The sequence below is a fragment of the Ferrimicrobium sp. genome (assembly GCF_027364955.1).
Lineage (GTDB): Bacteria > Actinomycetota > Acidimicrobiia > Acidimicrobiales > Acidimicrobiaceae > Ferrimicrobium.
Map to the genome: position 1 here is coordinate 312,345 of NZ_DAHXOI010000001.1, position 21,436 is coordinate 333,780.

At 57.5% G+C, this 21,436-nt stretch carries 21 protein-coding genes and 2 tRNA genes; 18 read left to right on the forward strand and 5 right to left on the reverse strand.

What is annotated here, in order from left to right:
* Window positions 1-114: 114 nt before the first annotated feature.
* The 4 genes from M7Q83_RS01390 to zapE all read left to right on the forward strand — a co-directional run bounded on the left by M7Q83_RS01390 (window position 115) and on the right by zapE (window position 5,155).
* Window positions 115-576 carry a GNAT family N-acetyltransferase gene (locus tag M7Q83_RS01390; RefSeq protein WP_298334595.1) on the forward strand — a complete coding sequence of 154 codons (462 nt, stop codon included), beginning with the start codon at window positions 115-117 and terminating at the stop codon, window positions 574-576.
* A 791-nt stretch (window positions 577-1,367) separates the two neighbouring features.
* Window positions 1,368-2,849, forward strand: a complete 1,482-nt coding sequence (locus M7Q83_RS01395) for an ATP-binding protein (protein ID WP_298334597.1) — start codon at window positions 1,368-1,370, stop codon at window positions 2,847-2,849.
* 166 nt (window positions 2,850-3,015) lie between these two features.
* On the forward strand, window positions 3,016-3,600 hold the full coding sequence (locus M7Q83_RS14140) for an NUDIX domain-containing protein (protein WP_366526350.1): 585 nt from the start codon (window positions 3,016-3,018) through the stop codon (window positions 3,598-3,600).
* Between the two features lie 529 nt (window positions 3,601-4,129).
* Entirely contained in the window at window positions 4,130-5,155 is a 1,026-nt protein-coding gene (gene zapE, locus M7Q83_RS01400) for a cell division protein ZapE (protein ID WP_298334599.1), read from the forward strand.
* Here the strand turns inward: zapE and M7Q83_RS01405 are convergent.
* A complete protein-coding gene (locus M7Q83_RS01405; RefSeq protein ID WP_298334601.1) occupies window positions 5,114-6,253 on the reverse strand; it encodes a GAF domain-containing protein in 1,140 nt (379 codons plus the stop codon). The genes zapE and M7Q83_RS01405 overlap by 42 nt on opposite strands.
* Window positions 6,254-6,283: 30 nt before the next feature.
* On the opposite strand from M7Q83_RS01405, the gene M7Q83_RS01410 reads away from it, so the two are divergent.
* Complete coding sequence (locus M7Q83_RS01410) at window positions 6,284-7,321, forward strand: hypothetical protein (protein ID WP_298334603.1); 1,038 nt, start codon at window positions 6,284-6,286, stop codon at window positions 7,319-7,321.
* A 529-nt stretch (window positions 7,322-7,850) separates the two neighbouring features.
* Here M7Q83_RS01410 and M7Q83_RS01415 read toward each other — a convergent pair.
* The 3 genes from M7Q83_RS01415 to M7Q83_RS01425 all read right to left on the reverse strand — a co-directional run bounded on the left by M7Q83_RS01415 (window position 7,851) and on the right by M7Q83_RS01425 (window position 9,898).
* Window positions 7,851-8,447 carry a DsbA family protein gene (locus M7Q83_RS01415; protein WP_298334605.1) on the reverse strand — a complete coding sequence of 199 codons (597 nt, stop codon included), beginning with the start codon at window positions 8,445-8,447 and terminating at the stop codon, window positions 7,851-7,853.
* Between the two features lie 99 nt (window positions 8,448-8,546).
* Window positions 8,547-9,080 (reverse strand): phosphatase PAP2 family protein, encoded by a 534-nt coding sequence (locus M7Q83_RS01420; RefSeq protein WP_298334607.1) that lies wholly within the window; start codon window positions 9,078-9,080, stop codon window positions 8,547-8,549.
* Entirely contained in the window at window positions 9,077-9,898 is an 822-nt protein-coding gene (locus tag M7Q83_RS01425; protein ID WP_298334610.1) for a PD-(D/E)XK nuclease family protein, read from the reverse strand. Before M7Q83_RS01425 ends, M7Q83_RS01420 begins: the two co-directional genes overlap by 4 nt.
* Before the next feature lie 168 nt (window positions 9,899-10,066).
* Between M7Q83_RS01425 and M7Q83_RS01430 the strand changes: the two genes are divergently transcribed.
* The 3 genes from M7Q83_RS01430 to M7Q83_RS01440 all read left to right on the forward strand — a co-directional run bounded on the left by M7Q83_RS01430 (window position 10,067) and on the right by M7Q83_RS01440 (window position 10,868).
* The gene (locus tag M7Q83_RS01430; protein WP_298334612.1) at window positions 10,067-10,678 is read left to right on the forward strand and encodes a DedA family protein; all 612 of its coding nucleotides are present in this window, start codon (window positions 10,067-10,069) and stop codon (window positions 10,676-10,678) included.
* 20 nt (window positions 10,679-10,698) lie between these two features.
* A tRNA-Pro gene (locus tag M7Q83_RS01435) sits at window positions 10,699-10,772 on the forward strand.
* Between the two features lie 22 nt (window positions 10,773-10,794).
* A tRNA-Gly gene (locus M7Q83_RS01440) sits at window positions 10,795-10,868 on the forward strand.
* Here M7Q83_RS01440 and M7Q83_RS01445 read toward each other — a convergent pair.
* Complete coding sequence (locus M7Q83_RS01445) at window positions 10,857-11,048, reverse strand: hypothetical protein (RefSeq protein WP_298334614.1); 192 nt, start codon at window positions 11,046-11,048, stop codon at window positions 10,857-10,859. The genes M7Q83_RS01440 and M7Q83_RS01445 overlap by 12 nt on opposite strands.
* Window positions 11,049-11,248: 200 nt before the next feature.
* On the opposite strand from M7Q83_RS01445, the gene M7Q83_RS01450 reads away from it, so the two are divergent.
* The 10 genes from M7Q83_RS01450 (at window position 11,249) to mrdA (ending at window position 21,202) form a co-directional block, all read left to right on the forward strand.
* Window positions 11,249-11,536, forward strand: coding sequence for a metal-sensitive transcriptional regulator (locus M7Q83_RS01450; RefSeq protein ID WP_298334616.1), 288 nt, complete (start codon window positions 11,249-11,251; stop codon window positions 11,534-11,536).
* Window positions 11,537-11,580: 44 nt separating this feature from the next.
* Window positions 11,581-12,963 (forward strand): trigger factor, encoded by a 1,383-nt coding sequence (gene tig, locus M7Q83_RS01455; RefSeq protein ID WP_298334618.1) that lies wholly within the window; start codon window positions 11,581-11,583, stop codon window positions 12,961-12,963.
* A gap of 80 nt (window positions 12,964-13,043) precedes the next feature.
* Window positions 13,044-13,652, forward strand: coding sequence for an ATP-dependent Clp protease proteolytic subunit (locus M7Q83_RS01460; RefSeq protein ID WP_298212253.1), 609 nt, complete (start codon window positions 13,044-13,046; stop codon window positions 13,650-13,652).
* 75 nt (window positions 13,653-13,727) lie between these two features.
* The gene (gene clpX / locus M7Q83_RS01465) at window positions 13,728-14,990 is read left to right on the forward strand and encodes an ATP-dependent Clp protease ATP-binding subunit ClpX (RefSeq protein ID WP_298334620.1); all 1,263 of its coding nucleotides are present in this window, start codon (window positions 13,728-13,730) and stop codon (window positions 14,988-14,990) included.
* A complete protein-coding gene (locus M7Q83_RS01470) occupies window positions 14,991-16,274 on the forward strand; it encodes a Mur ligase family protein (RefSeq protein ID WP_298334622.1) in 1,284 nt (427 codons plus the stop codon).
* A 22-nt stretch (window positions 16,275-16,296) separates the two neighbouring features.
* Window positions 16,297-16,713 carry a nucleoside-diphosphate kinase gene (ndk, locus tag M7Q83_RS01475; RefSeq protein WP_298334624.1) on the forward strand — a complete coding sequence of 139 codons (417 nt, stop codon included), beginning with the start codon at window positions 16,297-16,299 and terminating at the stop codon, window positions 16,711-16,713.
* A 26-nt stretch (window positions 16,714-16,739) separates the two neighbouring features.
* Window positions 16,740-17,771 (forward strand): rod shape-determining protein, encoded by a 1,032-nt coding sequence (locus M7Q83_RS01480; RefSeq protein WP_298334626.1) that lies wholly within the window; start codon window positions 16,740-16,742, stop codon window positions 17,769-17,771.
* 106 nt (window positions 17,772-17,877) lie between these two features.
* The gene (gene mreC / locus M7Q83_RS01485) at window positions 17,878-18,618 is read left to right on the forward strand and encodes a rod shape-determining protein MreC (protein WP_298334628.1); all 741 of its coding nucleotides are present in this window, start codon (window positions 17,878-17,880) and stop codon (window positions 18,616-18,618) included.
* On the forward strand, window positions 18,615-19,130 hold the full coding sequence (gene mreD / locus M7Q83_RS01490; protein WP_298334630.1) for a rod shape-determining protein MreD: 516 nt from the start codon (window positions 18,615-18,617) through the stop codon (window positions 19,128-19,130). The genes mreC and mreD overlap by 4 nt, the downstream gene beginning before the upstream one ends.
* 29 nt (window positions 19,131-19,159) lie before the next feature.
* A complete protein-coding gene (gene mrdA / locus M7Q83_RS01495) occupies window positions 19,160-21,202 on the forward strand; it encodes a penicillin-binding protein 2 (RefSeq protein WP_298334632.1) in 2,043 nt (680 codons plus the stop codon).
* Window positions 21,203-21,436: the final 234 nt, after the last annotated feature.

Genomic DNA, 21,436 nt, shown 5'->3' on the forward strand with positions numbered 1-21,436 from the left:
GGGACAACAGTGCCGACATGGGTATTGGTGCGTTGTGGGGGCATGCATGGGTCGGGTGCATAGCCCGCGCCAGAGCGTTGCTCGAGCCCCGCTCGAGCAACGCTCAGTGTCCGTATGGTCTCGCTGATTGCGAAAGCACCATCCATCTCGCGCAGCTCGGATGGACTTCGGATTTTAAGCGGGGAGCGGGCGGAGCGAGAGCTGAGAGAGGCCATAGAAGGTGATGCCGACGAGGTCGCGCCGCTGCATGTCGCCACATGGAGAGCTGCTTACCGGGGTTTGATGCCCGACAGTGTCCTTGATGGACTTGACGTGAACGAACGGGCGAAGCGCTACACATTTGGCTCGCGTTTAAGTCACGGCCCGGCAACGTTGCTCGTAGTGGACGATGGACGCATCTCGGGGTTTGTCACCTTCGGACCCGATCGCGAAGACATCTCGACGGGAGAAATCTATGCCATCTATGTGCATCCTGACCACTGGCGTCGTGGAGCGGGCAGGGCCTTGATGGGTGGCGTGTCAATCCCTCTGGCAAAAGGGTTACAAAGTGGTACAGCTGTGGGTGTTGGTGGGTAACGTCCGGGCAGAGACCTCCTATCTCTCCCAGGGGTGGACCGCCAATGGAGTGGGGCGTCAGGTTGAACCGCGGCCGACCTGGGGCCCAGCGGAAGGTGTGTCCATTCAAGAGGTACAGTATGTGAGGTCGCTGGCCCACTAGACAGTCATGGATCTGGTTTTGTGCGACACAGGGCTCCTCGTGCTCGAGCCACGGATGCCGGATGGTCCAAGCATCATCTCAGCTGACCGTGAGAAAGGCACACCACCGCCCTAGCGAGGATGACGACGCTGCCGGTAAGCGACGTTCCCTGCGACATCGGATCGAGAGTAAGAGGACGATCGGAGCGCCTTCCTCGGTTGAGTGCGCTCAGAATCTTTGCGGCTGTGGCGGTTGTTCTCTTCAAGGTGGGATGCTACTTGACTAGCGTCCGCGTGTTGCGCAAGGCCGGGGTCTACGGTTACGGGAGCGCTTGGTATAGTGGGACCGCGCTGTGGCAGCTTTCCCGCCCTACGTCGAGTACCAAGAGAAAACCATCAGAAAAATCCCTTTGCTGGGGCAGAGCCGCTTTCCTGAACGCGCAAGATCCGAGACCGTATGAGGTGGTGTTGCGATGTTGCTCCTCTCGGGAGGCAGGCGACGACACCTCGCGGTCGCCCGATCAGGGGAGAAATCCGATAGGGTGAGAAGGCTCGGCGCTCACAGAGGGTTCGAGCATAGCGAAGACGATACTATCAGATGGCCAAGAGCGTCCCCTGCGTTCGGGGTAGTTGCTAGCCATCCGTGGTGTACCGAGAGGGAGGGTCGTGAGATGGGTGACGAGAGTCACGCGAGCGAGGTGGTCGGGCGCGAATTTGCCGCAGAGTTCCGGTCGTTTATGCGGTGGGTTCAGAACGACACACAGGTTGAGCGCAACGAGGTCGCGAGCCTTGTCGCTGAGTTTCTGGGAGCAACACGAGCCCGCGAGTCGGTTGTCACCAGGGAGTGGTCGTCGTTTGAGCATGTCAACTTGCAGACGGCCTTAAACGTGTGGATGGCCGAGGAGGGGAGGAACGTTGTGGTCCATGGGGTCGCGCTACCACCCCACTTCGGCGGTGTGACGCTGCAACAACTTGCCTCAGGTGGGGCGCTGCCGCCCATTCAACTGTGCGCCCCGCCCTTGGTCGACCTTCCAAACGGACCCGGCTCGACTCTCGCGTGTCTGCAACTCGCCCTGCTACTCGTGAGCGATCCGGCTGGCCCCTACGTGCTACTGGTCTCGGCGCCGCGCGAACACGAACGCGGCCTTCGTATTGAAGTTCTTGGGCTGCCAGTGTCGGCTGCCCAAGCGGTGGTCGCCGAGATAGATGGGCTACGGGGTGCGCTGAACGTCTACCGCAGCCAGCTGCTCGAGGTAGTGGCATTCCCGCACGGCGGTTTTGAACTGCGGTTCATGAGCGTTGCGCCTATCGAGCGCGACGGTGTCGTACTTCCCGACCAAGTGCTGGGTCGTATCGAGCGCCATGCTTTCGGGGTTGCGGAGCATCGCGACGCCCTGCTCGCATCGGGTCAGCACCTTAAGAGAGGTCTGTTGCTCTATGGACCGCCGGGAACCGGCAAGACACACACCATGCGGTATCTGGTCGCTCACATGCCACAGTACACGCGGCTTGTGCTCACTGGCCGCTCTTTGCATGCGGTTGGTTCGGTTACCGCGATGGCACGCGATCTTGCCCCAGCGGTCATCGTTCTCGAAGATGTCGACTTGGTCGCAGAGGATCGCTCGTTTGGCAATGGGTCAAGCCCGGTACTGTTTGATCTGCTTGACGCCATGGACGGCGCCGCTGCTGATGCCGACTTGCTCTTCGTGTTGACTACCAACCGAGCTGACCTGCTCGAGCCTGCACTAGCTGCACGGCCGGGACGCGTCGATGTTGCCGTCGAAGTTCCCTTGCCCGACGCCGCTGCCCGACGCAGACTGTTCGAGTTCTACGCCCGTGGTGTCTCGTTGCAGCTCAACGATGAGGAACTGGGCGTCGTCGTTGACCGCACAGATGGCGTGACGGCATCTTTCCTCAAGGAGTTGCTCCGTCGCTCAGTACTCGAGTCCTTGGGCGAACAGGCGCCTCTCGTAACCGCGGCGCACGTCTCCCGAGCTCTTGATGACCTGCTTGACAGCGGACAAGCGGTGACTCGGACACTGCTCGGAGTGGGCGTCGATCCTTCCACGAGCCCATCCGGTTCCCTCGGTCCAGTGCCGCCGAGCGGCAGAATGAGGGTGGGCCGGAGGACGGCCTATCCCCCTCGCTCATAAGGTTCTGATGCGACAAGGGGGCTCGAGCTTAGTTGGTGAGTGTTTTTTCGGTGCTGGCGAGGGCCCTAGTGCACATTCCTTAAATTGACGGTGCCGAACGGCTTCTGTCGCTCCACTGGCGGGATCCGATTAACAACAGAATGTTCTGGGCGCCGTCCGGTGGGGGATTAAAGAGGGTGAGTCGGAGATGGACGCGGCACGGCGAGAGCGGCGGGAAGAGACCGGTCTGCCCACGGTTAGCGTTGCCGGGCAAGTTGCAAGAGTGCGGGGTAACAGTGCGTGGAAGGCGACTCGACTGGTGGGAGTTGCGCCGTTCTTCCTGGCTCGCGTGGGAGATGCTCGCGTTCGACCGACTTGCCTGACCGACGACGAACGGGCGACTCTTCTTGGTTGCCAGTGGTGGAGCGTTGAGGAATTGCGTGAGGCAGCTGGACCTCGAGAGCCCGAAGAACTCGGAGACTTGCTCGCAGCACACGTTGGTAGAGCTTGGTCCCCTCTGCTGGGGCAAGGCGGTAACGCGGTGATGCCAGACCCAAGAACTCGGCGGGGATCAGGGAGCCCAAGGGCAAGCAACGAAGACAGCTCGATCGGATCGTCGTGCCAGCTGTTGTTCGCAACTGGCATGCGCTCGCGCATGACCGCACCCCGTTGGCGCACGCCTATGGGCAACCGCAACTTGCGCCAGCTCCCACCTAGGTTCAATCGTGACGATAAGGACCGGTCTACGGTGCGGGAGATGGAGGAGATGTGAAGGCGGTGTGGATGGGTCTGCCTAGGAAGCATGCTGTCGTCGATGTGTCGTTCTCTTCTTGCCCACTTCGCCGCTACGGAGTTGTGCGGAGCCACACTGGCTCCTCATGAGCGCCCTGCTCTCACATGGTAGCGGGGCTATATTGGTCGATTGTTTCCAGGGGCCAGTGGTTCTCCTGGGTGGGCTTGCGGTTGCAGACAGACTAACCGATCCCGGAAATGGGGGTGAGGTCACCCTGGCGCCAGGTGGAGTTCGTTTGTCGCACGACACCTATCGTCCTGGGTTTTGATTCCATCGCCGAAGCGTGTGCAGAGAGAAACCCAACACCAGTACCGACTTGTTGATCATCCGACGGCTACCCATCTCGTATCGATTTGGCCACCGTGGGACCCTCGAGTTGCTGCGCCATCGGCCCCTTTCTGTCGGGCCCTTCTGTTGGGATTGTGATCGGTAGCGTCTCGGGCGACACTCGGGACGGAATATACCTCGACAGAGGTCAAGGAGGCCGCTCGCCTCTAACGTGGTAGCGATGGAGATGTTGCTTGGCTACCCGGCCCTCGCCCCGAGTCAGGAAGAGTTAATCGCTGCCATGGTTCCTCCTCGCGGGTTCACAGATGCGACTTTTGATTCCTACCACCCAGACCTCCGGTTTCCTTCGCAGCAGCGAGCCAAGGAAGTGCTCCACGCGTTTACGGTCGAGCGTGCGGCGCAGGCCCACAGTCATCGATTGTGGCGACGATCGACGGTGTATCAGCCGGTGGGTTGGTATCTGGATGGCGGGTTTGGAGTGGGCAAGACTCACCTGTTGGCTGCAACGTTTCATGCCTGGTCGGGGTCGAAGTTTTATACCTCCTTCTCCGGGCTGACGAGTCTTGTTGGAGCGCTTTCTTTCGCTGGTGCGCTTCAACTCCTTCGAGGGACGAGCCTGCTGGCGATCGATGAGTTTGAGCTTGACGATCCGGGGGACACGGTCCTCATCAGCAGACTCGCTGACGAGCTACGTATGACCGGCACCAACCTCGTGGTGACATCGAACACCTTGCCCGACCGACTCGGAGAGGGGCGTTTCGGTGCGGATGACTTTCTGCGTGAGATACAGGGGCTGGCGGAAGCGTTCAAGGTGCTTTCGATTGAGGGCGGGGATTTCCGACGGCGGGGCTTTGCGCTCGATCGCGAGATGAGTGGGGTTGGATCGTTGCCGGAGAGTACGGTGCACATCGGGCTAAGCGAACTGCTGGACCAGCTCCGCCGAGTTCATCCGATTCGTTATCGTGGAGTCGTACAGAAGCTTGATGCGGTTGAGATACACGATGTCGTTCCCATTGCGCTCCAAAGCGATGCGTTGCACTTTTGTAGCCTTGTTGACGTTCTCTATGATCAAGGGGTCGCTGTGCGATTGCGAGGGGGTGCTGTTCGAGATCTGTTCCCGGCGAGTTTCTTGGCCGGGGGGTTCAGACAGAAGTACGGCCGCTGCCTCTCACGCCTCTATGAGCTCGGGAGTATCGAACCTTTGTCAATGCAAAGGGATCGTGAAGGTGGCTCGCGATCCGCCTAGGGGGCTGGCCTCAATTGCGAAGGTCCCACCTCTGGCTGTTGCCTTGGCTTCGAGGTTTGCGATGCCATGGCCGAGGCGAGGATGGTTGCCAATACCCACGCCGTCATCGATGACGACGATGCTGAGCATTGCAGCGACTTCAATTTCAATGCGGAGTTCATGAGCATGAGCGTGTTTGATGGCGTTGGTGATGAGTTCTCGCAGGACCGTGAGGAGAAGGGTCTGTTTGGTGTTTGTGAGAACGGTATCGATTGGGCCGGTAAAAACGACGTGGTACTTCAGATCAGCAATGGTGCAGAGCCGCGAGACAAGGTCGAGTACTTCTGAACGCGATGACCCCTCCTGCGCTGGTTCGAGTTGAAAGATTGTCGTTCGGATTTCGCCGATTGCGGTATCGAGATCGTCGATCGCTTGGCGGACGAAAAGGAAGCCATCAGTCCCCTGCAGCGAGGGCAATGCGGCCTGCAGCTGGAGGCCCACTGCGAAGAGGCGTTGGACGATGTCATCGTGGAGGTCTCGGGCAATGCGTGCCCGGTCGTCCTCGATTTGCGCGAGAGCGAGCGCCTGTCGCAACAGTAGGTTGCCGATTACTGCGGCCGCACCGGTGGCGAGAGTCTCAAGGATGGCGAGATCGATCTGATCGAACGGTTCATTGTCGAGGCGGTCGGTTACGTAGATGTTGCCAAAGACTTTCTCACCAGTGATAATCGGAACGCCTAGGAAGTGTTGCATGAACGGGTGGTTTGGGGGGAAACCAGCGGCTCGTGGATCCTTTGCGATGGAGTCAGAGATGACGGGAGCGTGAGAGTCGATAACCGCGCCGAGAAGTCCGCCACCGGAAGGGAGATCGCCGATGTGCTTTCGCTCCTCGGAGCTGATGCCCGATGTGACAAAGTCAAGTAGCTGGTCCGGTTGCCCTGGATCAACTACGCCGATTGCTGCATATCGCGCACGGGTAAGCGTACGAGCGTGTTCGGCGAGGAGCGCCAATGTCTCATCCATGTCGAGCTTGCTTACGACGTCGACTAACGCGGCAAAGATGTCTTTCAAACGCGGTTCGTCTACCAGTCGGTCCACCTCGACTAGGTTAGTCCTCATACATGGGTTCTGGTTCGAGGAGAGCGATCGATGATTTTGTTCCAAGAGCGTGAGCTCCAAGCTGAGGTGCCAGACTTCGAGCACGGTGGTTTTAGAACAGCGAAGCTCATCCATCGGGTGGACCCGCTCTTCGGTCATGGCGCTCGCCTGATCGAGGGTGCAAAGTTGACTCCTGGACCCGTGGAACTCGGTTCCGCTGTCGAACGAGACGGCTTCTGTCCATTTTGTGCAGATACCATTGGCGACGCAACTGCGCCCTTCCCCGAGGAGATTGCAAGAAATGGCCGAATTATCGTTGGGAACGCCTGGGTGGTTCCCAATGTGATCGCCTACTCCTCCGTGTCGGCAGTCGGTGTTTACGATGTAAGCCGTCACTTCCTCCCACTGACGGCCATGACCCGCGAGGTTGTCTACGATGTGCTCTTGGCGATCGAACAACATGCCAAAGCAGTGCGATCTCAACGTCCGGAGTTGATTTATTCCTCAGTCAATGCGAACTATCTGCCGCCTTCGGGAAGTTCGCTCATCCATCCACATATCCAATCCTCGCATGATTCTGTCCCGCTTGGTGCACAGTCACGGTTGTTGTTGGCATCAAAGGAGCATTTTGATACCTATGGTCAGCCCTATTTTGAAGAACTCATCGCACTCGAGGATGCACAGAGTCAGCGCATGGTGGCACATATGGACCCATTTGTCTGGCTGGTTCCCTTCGCGCCCTCCGGGTTCTACGAGGTTTGGGCGCTGGCCCCGGGGCTCGGTGATCTCGTTGATCTAAGCGATCCAGATGTCTATCAATTGGCATCGGGTCTCGCACTTGTACTCGCGACTTACGAGGAAATAGGCATTCAGTCCTTCAATTTCTCTCTCATCGGCGCCACCCCTGATAGTGGGGAGTTTGGTGCGAGTTTATTATTTCGTATCGTCGCACGAGCACCAATGGAGCCGTACTATCGGAGTGATGTCACCTATTTCGAACGTCTTTGCCTTGAGACAATGATTGACTATTCGCCTGAGGAGTGGGCACAGACGCTTCGAAGCAACTTCGGTACGACCATCACTGGTTGAACAGCTTATGGACAGTGTCGGTTGAGCTTGCTCGGTGACAGCTGATCGGTGCATGCGTCAAGGAAAGTTTCTCTGTGAAAAAAGGGCACGATCGGTTGACGCCCTGAGTCTGTGGCAGGTGGTTAACACGTCGATCAGTGCATCTTGTAAGTGGCGGGCGTTAGGCTCACCGTACCTGGCAGATTGTGCCCCTGGCCCACGTGTTATGGCTAGCTGTGACGAAACGAGGATTGCTGCGCTGGTCGATTTGCCTTGATGGCGATCTCCCAGGGTCCGCGCACGAGGAGGGCGATGGCCGGCAACACGCAGGTGCTTGCCAGGCGCAGACCACTGCAGCGTCGATGCCGACGCGAGAGGCCTTCGATACCCGTGCAGAGGTAAACATTCCGATAGGCCAAGCCAGGATCATATCGATTGACAGCGCAAGGCAGCTTTGGCCTCCGACCATAGGAACCTCTGCACATAGGAACCTCCGCACTGTGCATTTCCACCAGTCACCGCTTGGTTGTGGCCCTGTAGGACGGAGCTCTTAGCGTGGAATTGAAGTGTACTTGAACTCGTTGAACTCGGGGTAGTTCGTCATGGTGTCGAGGACACGGTCGATAGTCGCGCGAGCTACCTTTGCGTCACCATTTGGTCGATGCATAACCCGTACGAACGCAGCCTGGCCGCTGACGATGAACGTGGGTACCCCAAAGACGTGGTGTTCTTCAACCGAGGCAAGATGTTGGCGTCTGAAGTCCTCGAGGATGTGCTCTGATTCAATGAGCTTTGCCACCTCTTCGGGCGCCACCTCATGACTCTCGAGAATCGATGCAAGTGCTGACCAATCACTGAGGTCGAGAGCACGGTCGTGGCGGGCGGCAAAGAGGGCAAGGTGGACGCCGGGGAAGTTTTCTGGGAAGTAACGTTGCACGGTCATACCAGTCATCACTGCGAGGAGCTCGTTGTAACGATCGGGGTCTGACCAAACGTCTGGCTCTCCATCTTCGATATGCACCTGACTGAGGGAGAACGGCACGAAGTCTACTTGGTAGTCCGCACCATCTTGCATCGCGGTAATGAGGTGTTCATGCATGTTACGTGCGAACGGGCACCGGTAGTCCCAGTTGATGGCGAAGTGCATCAGTTACATCTCCTTTGTGGTTGCTTTTACAACCAGTCTACCGGGTCGTAGAACGATAGCTCAAAAACACCCAAGTTCTGCGAACGAGCTGCGGGTGTATTACTCCCTCGCCTGGTGTGGGAACGGCACAACAACTTTGACTACCTGCGCGTAGACAAGACCGATCAAGGCGCCGCCGACGACGTCGGAAGCATGATGGATGCGCACGTGAATGCGTGAGAGCGCGATCAACGTAGCTAGTGGGAAAAGGATCCAGCGGCCCAACCGATGGTTTGGGAGTAAGGAAGCCGCGGCAAAGGCCGCAGTTGCGTGACCACTTGGGAAGCTTGACGTTAGCGGATATCGGAGATGGTGGGGGTGTTCGTAGGTGTTGTCGATCGGACGTTCCCGGGAGAAAAAAGACTTGACGATCACGTTGATCAACAGCGACTCTACACCCAATGCTGCCCCAGCACGCAGAGCCCTCCCGCGTCTTCGTGGAGAGATGGCAAGGAATGCCGCGAAAAGTTCCCATAGTAGCGAGTGGTCGGCGAGTGCTGAAAGTGTATAGAAGAGGCGGTCCAGGTGTTTCTGCCCCCGTAACGGTTGGAAGAGGCGATCAGCAGCGGCATCAAAGCGATCCAGCTGTTTCAAACCTTTGGCACCCTTGGATCAGTTGGCTGTCGTTGTACATTGGGTGCGGTAAAGGAAGGGCACTGACATTGGTAGGCGCAAAAATGGCAAAGCCTCGATGGTCGTGGGCGGAAGTTCCCGGTCTCGCAGGCCATGCGAACCGCTGACCAGATCGCGGCCGTCTTGCCCTCGACGGCATGAAGCCGGTGAGGTGACGCCTCAGCCTCGATGACCATGCGATCTCGAAGATACATCAGCTTGACGCTCTTTGGCCTTACTCCAAGGACCCGTTCAACGAGAAGCGCATAGAACAGAACGCCAGCGAGCTTATCCTGCTCGTGCGTGTGCGAGGGTGGGCGACCGGTCTTGTAATCGACGACAATGAGGTCTCCGTTGGCGTCACGGTCGAGACGATCGATCACGCCGCGAGCGAGGACATCACCAAGCGATGATTCGAACATGATCTCGGTACCGAGAACGTTGGTAGTGGTGGGATCCTCAAGCGTGAAGATGTTGAGGACCAGTTGTTCCACCTCTTGGCCGAGGCGGACTTGTGCCGCTTCGGGGAGCTCTTCTAGGAAGGTTGCGGAGTACCCGGTCTTGCGGCTACTGGCCAGCTCGTCCTGCACGATCGCGCGTGCCTGTAGTGGGGTGCGCTCGGTAGCTGGTAGCGAGAAGTAGAAGCGTTCGAGTGCCCGGTGAGCGAGGACGCCTTTGACGGTCCAAATAGAGAGCGGTTGGGGTATCTTATCGATGATAGAGAGCCGAAAAGCATAGGCGCAATCCTTGAAGGCAGTGACCTTGGTAGGCGTCAACGAGCAAGGTAGTGGTAGCCCCATGGGTCCAGGCTACCAGCATCGAAGATCCGTCGGCCGATCCTCTGTCATCATCCGAGAGGTTAGGTGCCTCGTGCGGCAGCTGCATTGGGCTGGGAGCCTGCTTGGAGTCGTGGTAAGAATTCCTGGAGATTGTGATATGCCCCGTCGCACGTAGGTAACATTGGGACGATGAACTCCTTTATTGACACGTACGTAGTGACGTATGGATTGCTCGCTATCTTGGTGTTGATGACCTTGGAGTCAGCGCTGATCCCCGTCCCCTCGGAACTGGTTATGACGCTCGCTGGCGTACTGGCCGCCTCCGGCAAACTGAGTCTCATCGGCGCGATCTTGGTAGGAATCCTGGGTAACCTCATCGGCAGTGTCATTCTTTGGGCAATCGGCCGGACGGGTGGAAGATCGCTAGTCGAACGCTTTGGACGTTTCATCTTTGTCAAGCCGCGGGACCTCGATAGAGCGGAGCGGTGGTTTCAGCGTCACGGTGAGGCGGCGGTGATCATCTCCCGGTTGTTGCCGGTGGTTCGGTCGGTCATTAGTCTTCCAGCCGGTGTTGCAGAGATGCCAGTAAGCAAGTTTTCGCTCTATACGTTGATCGGGAGTATCCCCTTCGTGGCGTTATTGACGCTGGCGGGGTATTGGCTGGGTGCGAACTACACGGTGTTGGTCAAGGTGATCCAGGACTTGGGCTACGTGCTCGGTGCGTTGCTAGTGGTACTGGTCGTGGGTTTTGTCTGGTTCCGTTATCGACGACGCGCGAATTTAGAGGCACTGGGAGAATAATCAGCTAAACTCTGCCCTTGCGGGAAGTGGCGCAGCTTGGTAGCGCACCTGCTTTGGGAGCAGGGGGCCGCGGGTTCAAATCCCGCCTTCCCGACGGCGCATTGTCGTGTTCCAACGCGGGTGTAGCTCAATGGTAGAGCTCCAGCCTTCCAAGCTGGCCATGCGGGTTCGATTCCCGTCACCCGCTCCACTTCTCGTCGATGGTACTGCCATGAAGACCCGTCGCCCAAGCGGTCATTGAGTCGGGCCTGATCGATGGTGGGGTGGTCGTGGACGGCGCCCGACTCGTTGCGACAGTCTTGCCCATGAGTGATGTTGGCTCCTTTGCGTAGGCGATCGCTCCTTGGGTGCGAGCGTTGTGGGTCACCATTGGCTACCCGCAAAGGTTGTGGTAGCCTGGCCTATCGATAACCCCCTATGGTATTGTTGTTAACCGACGCTACACTTGATAACCAGGGAGTTGTCGCAAGCTGTGTCGCGTGGTAAGAGCCGATTGGTTTGTCCTGACGGCTTCTATGAGGAGAAGGTGAGTTCGATGGTCGAGGCACATCAGAGAGGTCTGGGCGAACCATGACCCCCGAGCAAGGTCAAACCGATCTACACCAGGAGGAGGCGGATCTCGATCGCCGACTCTCGAGGATCGAGGGACAGGTGCGAGGGATTCGTCGCATGGTTGCCGAGGGGCGTGATTGCAAGGAGCTCTCAATGCAGTTTGCTGCGGTGGCTAAGGCACTGGATCGGGCTGCTATCAACTACTTGACGGCACACCTCGTGTACTGCATCGAGAATCCAGAATTGGCGATGGAAGAGGGTACTTCGCTTGAGGAACTTCGTCGCTTGTTGGGGCGACTTCGTTAGGATCTTCATGACCTCGCGCGTAGACCTTGTATGCTTTGGTTGCTATGCGCTCATCTGCTGAACTTCATCAAGAGTCCAATTCTGCTGTTGTGACGATCGAACTCCGCGACGAGGAGTTACGACCGTACCTTGATCAGGCGGTGCGAAAACTTCGCTCCCAGGTCAGGATCCCTGGCTTTAGGAAGGGTCACGTTCCTGCTTCGGTGCTCGTGGCACGACTGGGTCAAGAGGCCGTTCGCCGCGAAGCGGTCGAGGATGCGGTACAGGAGAGCTACGAGGAGGTCATTGTTGACAATGGTCTCGACGTTATCGAGTCGCCCAGCCTCCGAATCGTCGATGGGGCCCAAGAGGGCGATGTGAAGGTGGAGCTTGACGTCGCGCTACGACCGGTGGTGCGCGTAGAGGGTATCGGCTCAATCGAGATCGAGCTGCCGCGGGTCGAGCTGACTGAGGCCGACGTCGATGCGGTCATCGACAGCATTCGCGAGCAGATGGCCACCCTCCAAGAGGTGGATCGTCCAGTGGCAGAAGGCGACCAAGTGACCTTCAATGTGATTACCGTTGAGGGTGACACCGAGGATGTGGTGACACCGTACCTCACTGCTCGTCTCGGAAAGGGCGAGGTTGCTCCTGAGTTTGAGGCAGCGCTCCTCGGTGCCAGTGTTGGCGATAAGGTAGCGGTTCCAGCGCCGGTCGATGGCGATACCGATAACGAAGCCCAGACACAGAAGACGATCCTTGAGGTGCTCGCTATTCGCGAGCTGGTACTACCTGATCTCGACGCTGATTTTGTTGCCCAGGTTTCGGAGTTCACCACGGTTGATGAGCTGCGCGAGGATGTGCGCACGAGTATGGCGTCGCGGCGTATCGCAGAGGCTCGTTCGCTCTTCGAGCAACAGCTCTATCAGAAGGTGCTCGAGTTGACCGAGCCTAAGACCATTCCAGAGGTGCTCCTCAACTCTGCCTACCAGCAGGAGTTGCATGAGTTTGGGCATGCCCTCGACGGCTCTGGGATCTCCTTGCGACGTTACCTAGAGATGAGCCAACAGGACGAAAACGCCCTAGCTGGACAACTCAGTTCGAAGGCTGCCCAATCAGTTCTTTGGGACCTCGCGTTGAGGGCGATAGCCGTCGATGAGGCGGTCAGCGTCGATACCCAAGAGTTGGAGGAGGAGATCGAGAAACTCAATACCTCGGGAGCACTGGAGCCTCGGCGTGGTGGCATCTCTCCGCTGCAGGAGTTTCAGGTCCGTACGTCGCTTATCAAACAGAAGGCTTACCGGCGACTGGCCAATATCGTGAGCATCAAGGACAGCGATGGCAACCCGGTGACATTGTCCCAGCTTGGGTTGGATCAGCTCCTTGAGGCGGGAAATGACGCTGGGGCAGAGGAGCTCGCTGAACCTGTTGGCTCTTCAGAGGAATAAACACCACGGCACCATTAGAATGGAAGAACTGCTCCTCGTGGTGCGAACCAAAGGGCAGTTAATGGAGATCGAGAGGTTGCATGCAAGCGTATAACTATTTGGTTCCTACCGTGATTGAGACATCTTCAAGGGGTGAGCGAGCCTACGATCTTTACTCCCGACTCCTTCGGGAGCGGATTATCGTCTTGGGGACACCGATTGACGATGCTGTTGCCAACCTGGTCTGCTCGCAGTTGCTGTACCTCGAGTATGAAGATCCTGACCGAGATATCAACCTGTACATCAACTCCCCGGGTGGAGAAATTACCGGCTTGTTTGCGATCTACGATACGATGCGCTATATTCGTCCAGACGTGTCCACTCTCTGCTTTGGTCAGGCTGCGTCAGCGGCTGCGGTGGTCCTTTCTGCAGGCGCGAAAGGCAAGCGCTATGCACTTCCGCATGCTCGGATCCTCCTGCATCAACCCTACGGCGGTGTTGGTGGCCAGGCAACCGACATTGAGCTTCAGGCCAAAGAGATTCTGCGGATGCGTGATTTGCTGAACCAGATGCTTTCGGATTCCACTGGTCAAACAGTTGAGAAGATTGCCCATGATACCGATAGAGATTTTATTCTCGAAGCGGAGCAGGCACTGGAGTATGGGGTCATCGATGAGGTGTTCTCCTCACGAGATTCTATTGGGAAATAGGAAGTCTTACCCAAACACGGCGATCGTTGCGGCGATTGCGATATGGTTAGGTAAGGACTAAGGAGAGGGTTGGCCATGGCGAAGATTGGTGAAGGCCAAGAGATGGTGAAGTGCAGTTTCTGCGGAATGTCGCAGAAACAGGTACGGAAGCTGATAGCAGGGCCAGGCGTTTACATCTGTGACAAGTGCATCGAGCTGTGCAACGACATCATCTCTGAGGAATTGGGCGCCAAACCGGAGCCCCAAGGTGATGACAAACTTCCTAAGCCCAAGGAGATCATGGAGTTCCTCAATGGCTATGTGATCGGCCAGGAGGGCGCGAAGAAGATTCTTTCGGTGGCGGTCTACAACCACTACAAGCGCATTCGTAGCGGCATCAAAGATGACGTGGAACTCGCTAAATCCAACGTGCTGTTGCTCGGTCCAACTGGCTGTGGCAAGACCCTGCTTGCGCAGACACTCGCTCGAATGCTGAACGTGCCCTTCGCCATCGCTGATGCTACCGCACTGACCGAAGCAGGCTATGTCGGCGAGGATGTGGAGAACATTCTCCTCAAACTCATCCAAGCTGCAGATTTTGATGTGAAGCGTGCGGAGATGGGGATCATCTACATCGATGAGATTGACAAGATAGCGCGCAAGAGTGAGAACCCATCGATCACTCGTGATGTCTCCGGAGAAGGAGTTCAACAGGCCCTTTTGAAGATACTTGAGGGTACCGTTGCCTCCGTGCCTCCCCAGGGTGGCAGGAAACATCCACATCAAGAGTTCATTCAGATCGACACCACCAATGTACTTTTCATCTGTGGTGGTGCCTTCGTTGGTCTTGAAGAGATCGTGGCAAGTCGCCTTGGGCGACGTGGCATCGGCTTCTCTGGAACCATGACCCACGCCAAGAGGGAGATTGAGGTCCTCGGTGAAGTGCAGCCTGAGGATCTGTTGAAGTTCGGCCTGCTTCCGGAGTTCATTGGACGGCTGCCCATCATCGGTACTATCGATAACCTCGACCGACCGGCACTGATTGAGATTCTTACTGAACCCAAGAACGCGCTGGTCAAACAGTACAAGAAGGTGCTTGAACTCGACGGGGTTGAGTTAGAGATCACCGATGGTGCTCTGGACGCCATCGCAGATCAGGCGATGTTGCGAGGGACCGGGGCCCGTGGCCTCAAAGCTATTCTCGAGGAGGTCCTGCTCGACGTGATGTACGAGGTGCCATCGCGCGATGATGTCACCAAATGCGTAGTCGATGAACAGGTGGTGCTTGAGCACGTTGCACCAACGCTCATTCCGGCCGCGCCTGATCAGAATGGGTCATCAACCAGGCAAGCCTCCTAGTTGCGGGGTATCGAATGGTTGGAGAGTCTCCCGAACTTTGAGGCCGATCGTTCGGTGACGGTGTCACCGCTCGATCGTGTTCGGGCGGCGGCATCGGTGCTGGGAGGCATCAGTTCCGGCCTCAGGTTTATCCATGTCGCTGGTACCAACGGTAAAGGTAGCGTCGCTGCAGCAGGGGCGGTGCTGTTGGGGGATATGGGATTTCGCGTGGGACTTTTTCGTTCCCCACATCTTTGTCGTCTCGAAGAGCGAGTGATGGTTGATGCCGTTCCAGTGGAGAGTGAGCGCCTTGAACAGGAGTTGAGCCAGTTGGCGGCGATGACCGAACAACAGTTGGTGCCCCCCTTGACGCACTTTGAAGCACTCTTTGTTGCGGCACTTTCGGTGTTTTCACTCGAAGGTTGTGAGATCGCAGTGATCGAGACGGGACTTGGTGGCCGTGACGACGCAACCAATATTATCGATGCCGAGGTAGCGGTCATCACCTCGATTGGACACGATCATCTAGCGGAGCTCGGTCCGACACTTGGTGACGTGCTCGAACACAAGCTGGGGATAGTCCACGACGGGGCGACGGTATGCCTGGGGCCGCTCGACGACGAGTTGCGAGCCTTGGCCATGGATCGACTCTCTCTGAACCCTACAATCTGGATGGATGAGCTCGAGGTCGAACGCTTTCCTGGGGTGGGTGGGCAGGAGCTTCTTGAGCACTCACCATTAGGAGACCGATCCTTTTTTGTTCCACTCTTTGGCGAGGCCGCTTCCTGGAATGTCATGCTAGCCGTTCATGCCGTTGAGGCGCTTCTTGGTCGCCGTCTTACTAGTGAGCGGATCGAGAGCGGTCTCGCTCGTCTACACCTACCGGGGTGTTTTGAGGTCCTGCGTGGTGATCCGATTGTCGTGGTAGACACTGCGCATAACCGTGAGGCGGCTGCGGTCCTCGGGACGACGTTACTTGAGGCTTTTGGCCGAGAGCATCCCATTGGGATTGTCTTTGGCATGAGCCATGGGCGGGATCCGTATGAGTTCTTGACGGCGTTGGCGCTTCCAGGTGTCGTTGCTCTTGGCTTACTCGATTGCGGGGTTGCGCCTACCATCTTGCGTGCCGCCGCCGAGAAGGTGTATCCGGATGCGCGCATTCTCGATTGGTCCGCTGAACTCCGGTCGGTGGGAGCATTGCTCAGTTCACTCGAGGTCGGATTGGTGCTGATCACCGGTTCGCACTGTGCCTGTGGTACCGTTTTGTGTAAAGATGTTCCCAAGCTGCTGCGTGATGAGTCGTGAGCCGGTAGCCTGTACCATTCGTATGGCTACTACCCTTATCATCCTAAAACCAGACGCTGTTGAGCGCGGATTGATCGGTGAGATCGTCGGTCGGTTTGAGCGCCGTGGGCTGCGCTTTCTCGCTCTTGAACTGCGACAATTGGCAAATTCACTGGTCGCCCAACACTATGCCGAGCACAGCGAGAAGCCGTTTTATCAGGATCTCATCGCTTTCCTCACGAGAGGACCAGTTGTCGTAGGCATCGTTGAAGGCCCCCCGCAAGTTGTGGAGATGGTGAGAACGATGATGGGAGCGACGAACTCGGCTCAGGCAGCGCCGGGCACAATCCGTGGTGATCTTGCTATGCTCATGGATGAGAACTTGATCCACGGTTCGGACTCACCCGCGGCAGCAGAACGCGAAATCAGTTTATTTTTCCCAGAGTTTCGCCTCACGTAGGCGAGACGCCATCTTTAGGAGGTCAAATGGCAAAGAGTAGCAGCGGTCTTTTCGGTAGAGACATCGCCGTCGATCTCGGTACCGCCAACACGTTGGTGTACGTACGCGGTAAGGGTATCGTACTTAACGAGCCATCGGTGGTTGCCATCAACGTGAGGGATGGTCGCCCACTAGCGGTTGGTGCTGAGGCCAAGCGGATGATTGGACGCACCCCATCGAATATCCAGGCGATTCGGCCACTCAAGGATGGCGTGATCGCTGACTTTGAGATCTGCGAGAAGATGCTTCGCTACTTCATCCACAAGGTCAACCAGTCGAAGATGGGTAAGCCGCGTATGGTCATCTGCGTTCCGAGCGGCATCACTGGTGTCGAGCGTCGCGCGGTCCAAGAGGCCGCTGAGTACGCGGGGGCAAGAAAACCTGCCTACATCATCGAGGAGCCGATGGCCGCGGCGATTGGGGCTGGGTTGCCCGTGCATGAGCCGGCTGGCAATATGGTTGTCGATATCGGCGGTGGTACCACTGAGGTCGCTGTGATCTCGCTCGGCGGGATTGTTACCTCCCGCTCTATCCGCGTCGGTGGCGATGAGATGGATGAGGCGATTATCGCCTACATCAAGAAGCAGTACTCGGTCGCGCTTGGTGAGCGGACCTCTGAATCGATCAAGATGACACTTGCTTCGGCCTACCCACTTGAGGAGGAGTTGCGCGCTGAAATCAAGGGTCGTGATCTGGTGACGGGCTTGCCAAAGACGATCTCGGTAACGACTGAGGAGATCCGCGCAGCTATCTCTGAGCCGATCAACGCGATCGTCGATGCCGTTAAGGTCACACTCGACAATACGCCGCCTGAATTGGCCGCTGATATCATGGACCAGGGCATTGTGCTGACCGGTGGTGGCGCGTTATTGGCTGGACTCGATCGACGACTCCACGAGGAGACGGGTATGCCCATCGTTGTGGCAAAGAATCCACTCCAGTGCGTTGCTCTTGGATCGGGCCAGTGCCTGGAGGAGTTTGAGGCGCTCAAACAGGTCTTGATTACCTCGTCACGTTAGGTCTCCCAACGACTTGTCACGATTACTTGAGCGACCTAGGGCAACACTTGCTGTTCTGATTCTGCTATCGGTCTCGCTCATCACGATCAACTTTAACGCTTCCCGTATGCATTTTGGATCACTCAAGGTTGTGGTCGCTGATGTGGTGAACCCGACGAAGTCGGCCATCGACACAGTCTTTCGGCCGCTCGCGAACGCCTACCACGGAATAGCGAACTACCCTTCGGACCAGCGTGAGATCGCCCAACTCAAGTCAAAGCTTGGGGCGATAGAGCGCTCGCATTTTGAGGATCTTGGAGCGTTGCACGCGTTGACGCAGTTGAGTCGGGTGACCAGATTGCCGTTTGCTACGACCCTTGCCTCCATTCCCGCGGAGGTCATCCAGATGACCCCTAGTAACTTGCAGCTCACCTTTGTGATTGACCGTGGTAGCGCGAACGGCGTCGTGGTAGGCAATCCAGTGGTGGGCGGTGCTGGATTGGCAGGACGGGTGGTGCAGACGACGCCTTCGACTGCGACGGTGTTGATGGTCACGGACCCAACTTCAACGGTAGGCGTTCGGATCCCCAAGTCGGGCCAGGTGGGTGCCGCGGTTGGTCAAGGTACTGGAGAGTCGTTGACGATCAACTTGGTGGTGCCTGGTACCCATATCCGGCGTGGTGCGGTGTTGGTAACCTCTGGCCTGCAGGGCGAGTTGTTCCCACCCGGGATCCCAGCGGTTCGCGTCACCCAGGTTTCGAATCCCTCGGGTGACCTCCAAGAAAGTATCCGCGCGGTTCCTTTGGTGGACTATGCCGCTCTTCAGTATGTTGCGGTGTTGAAGTGGACCCCGGGAGTTGGCTCGTGAGGTGGGTACGGGCGCTTGGGTTGCCGCTGTTGATCTTCACGGCGGTGGTCATACAGCGTTCAGGGGCGGGTGGCCTCACCATTTTAGGGGTACACCCGGATTTTGTGATGCTCATGGTTGCAGCCGTGGGGGTGTACCGGGGCAGAGAGATCGGAGCACTGACCGGATTCTTCGCTGGACTGTTGGTCGACTCCTTCCTCACCACTCCATTTGGTATCTCAGCGTTGGTGCTTTGTGTGGTGGGGTATCTTGCTGGTGAGATCGAACGGCTGGATTCCGGAAGTCCTCTTGCTCTCAAAATTCTCATAGTTGGGGCTACTAGCGTCGTTGGCGAGGGGTTGAGTTCCCTAGTCCTCTACCTGCTTGGCCTAGGCAATCCGTTGCGGGCGAGAACACTCGACGAGTTGATCATCGTGGGCGGAATCAATCTTGTTCTCGCAGTTGTGGCGCTTGGTCTTTGCCGGTTGGTCTTTGGAGCGCAGGAACGGACCCCGATGCTCGAACGGAGGTAGTCGTGCCCCAAGGATCAAAGAAAGTCTCGTTGAGTTTCCGAGCTCGTCTGCTCGGGCTGACTGGATTGGCGCTCCTTGGCGGTCTTGTCGCTCGTCTCTATGCACTGCAGGTGCTTGAGGCACCCTCATTTCAGCAGGCGGCCGCCCAGAACTCGACTCGGACCGTAGCGGTTCCAGCGCCTCGCGGCCTGATTCTTTCACGTGAACAGAATGTGTTGGCGGGCAATCGCGTGGTTGATGTCCTCGGGTTGTCGCAGTATGAAGCATCGCTGCACCCAAAGGTGGAGGGTAGGGTGGCGAAGTTGCTGGGGATCCCTGTTACCCAAGTCGCCGCTGACTTGCGTAATTCGCAGTACTCGACCTATGTACCGACGCCGATTGGGTCAAATATTTCCCAGGCTACCGCACTCTATGTAGCCGAGCACAGCAGCGAGTTTCCGGGGGTGACCACCAACTTCGAGACCCAGCGCACCTACCCCTATGGGTCTACAGCTGCGCATGTGCTTGGCTATGTGGGATCGATCAGCCCCCAACAGTTGGCAAAGCTCGCATCGAAGGGGTATGCACCTGGTGACCAGATCGGGCTCTCCGGCGTCGAGGAGAGTTATCAGAAGTACCTGCATGGTACCCCGGGCCAGGAGAAACTCATCGTCAACTCCTATGGCCAGGAGGTAGGGGTTGCGTCACGAACTCGTGCGAAGCCGGGTGGAGATCTTCAGTTGACCATCTCCCTCCCATTGCAGCAGTATGTCGATAAGCTTTTAGCGCAGCGGGTCAATCAACTCCAGGGGAGCTACAACAGTTATTTTGGTCGCTACTCCAACGATGTTACCGGTGCCGCGGTGGTGGAGAATGTGAACGATGGATCGGTGCTCGCGATGGCCTCGTATCCGACCTATCAGCCGAGCCAGTGGGTTGGTGGGATCTCCTATGCCAACTATGCCAAGCTCACAGCACCGAGTTCACGTGACCCGTTATTGAATCGGGCGATCTCGGGTGTCTACACCCCGGGTTCAACCTTCAAGCTGGCGACCTCCTCGGCTGCGCTCCAAGATGGTTTGTTGACACCTACCACCATTATCGATGATACGGGTCATTTTGTGATACCGAACTGTACGGGCTCGTTCTGTAGTCTGCACAACTCGGGCGGTGAAACCCTCGGCCCGATCGATATCAGCACGGCGATCAGTGCCTCCGATGACGTGTTCTTCTATACACTGGGTTATCGTTTCTATACCGAACAGTCCAAGTTCGGCGCCACGCCTATCCAAAACATGGCCGCCAAATACGGCTGGGGATCGCCAACGGGCATTGCGTTGCCGGGTGAGGCGGCTGGAATGGTCGATTCTCCGGCCCTTCGGAAGAAGTTGCACCGACTCTACCCTCAGGCGTATCCCTACGATACTTGGTATGTGGCTGATCAACTTGAGATGTCCTTTGGCCAAGGTTTGACGGAGATCACCCCTTTACAGATGGCTAACGCGTATGCCACTTTTGCCAATGGTGGGACCCGGTATGTGCCGAGGATCGCTGAAGGCATCGTCAACGGAAACGGCAACCTCGTCAAGCGATTCGCTCCCAAGGTGGCGGCACACGTTCCTTTGAGCCCGTCGGTCCGTGCGGCCATTCTTGCTGGTTTCGAGGGAGTTATCTCCAACCCGTTAGGAACGGCTCATGGCATCTTCCTGGGCTGGCCAGAGAGTAGCTACACCTTAGCTGGCAAGACCGGCACCGCCTCGGTCCATGGAGAGGTTCCCAACGCCTGGTTTGTTGCCTTTGGTCCCGAACCGAACCCCAAATACGTGGTTGTCGTCGTGATCAAGGAGGGCGGCTTCGGCGACACGGGCTCTGCGCCGGTCGTCCGTCAGATCTTTCAGTACTTGAAGGATCATCCGGTTGCAGCTCCGACCTATGGCCTCAAGCACCTCGCCGCTGGCTCTACGGTTGCATTGAATGCACCCGTGCATCACCAGACAACAACGGCCAAATCGACGAGCAGTTCCAAGGCAGGAACGACTGGCACGGGTACCTCCGGCACGGTGACGACGCCACCCAAGAAGAAGAACGGATAGCCGCCTTCGATTGGGGTGTCGGCTTTCGATCGACGCCTCTGAGTGGGCTACTACACTAGCGAGTGAGATGTTGCAGTACGTGCCCACTGAGTTGATTGTCACAGACCGACTATCGCTCCTCGACGGAGTTAGATGCCGCCGGGATAGGGGCACTGCTCATTCTGCTTTAAATCATGCGTGCGTTACCGTGCGGCGTTGTTACTCCCGGCATCGTCCAACGTTTGATGGGTGCCG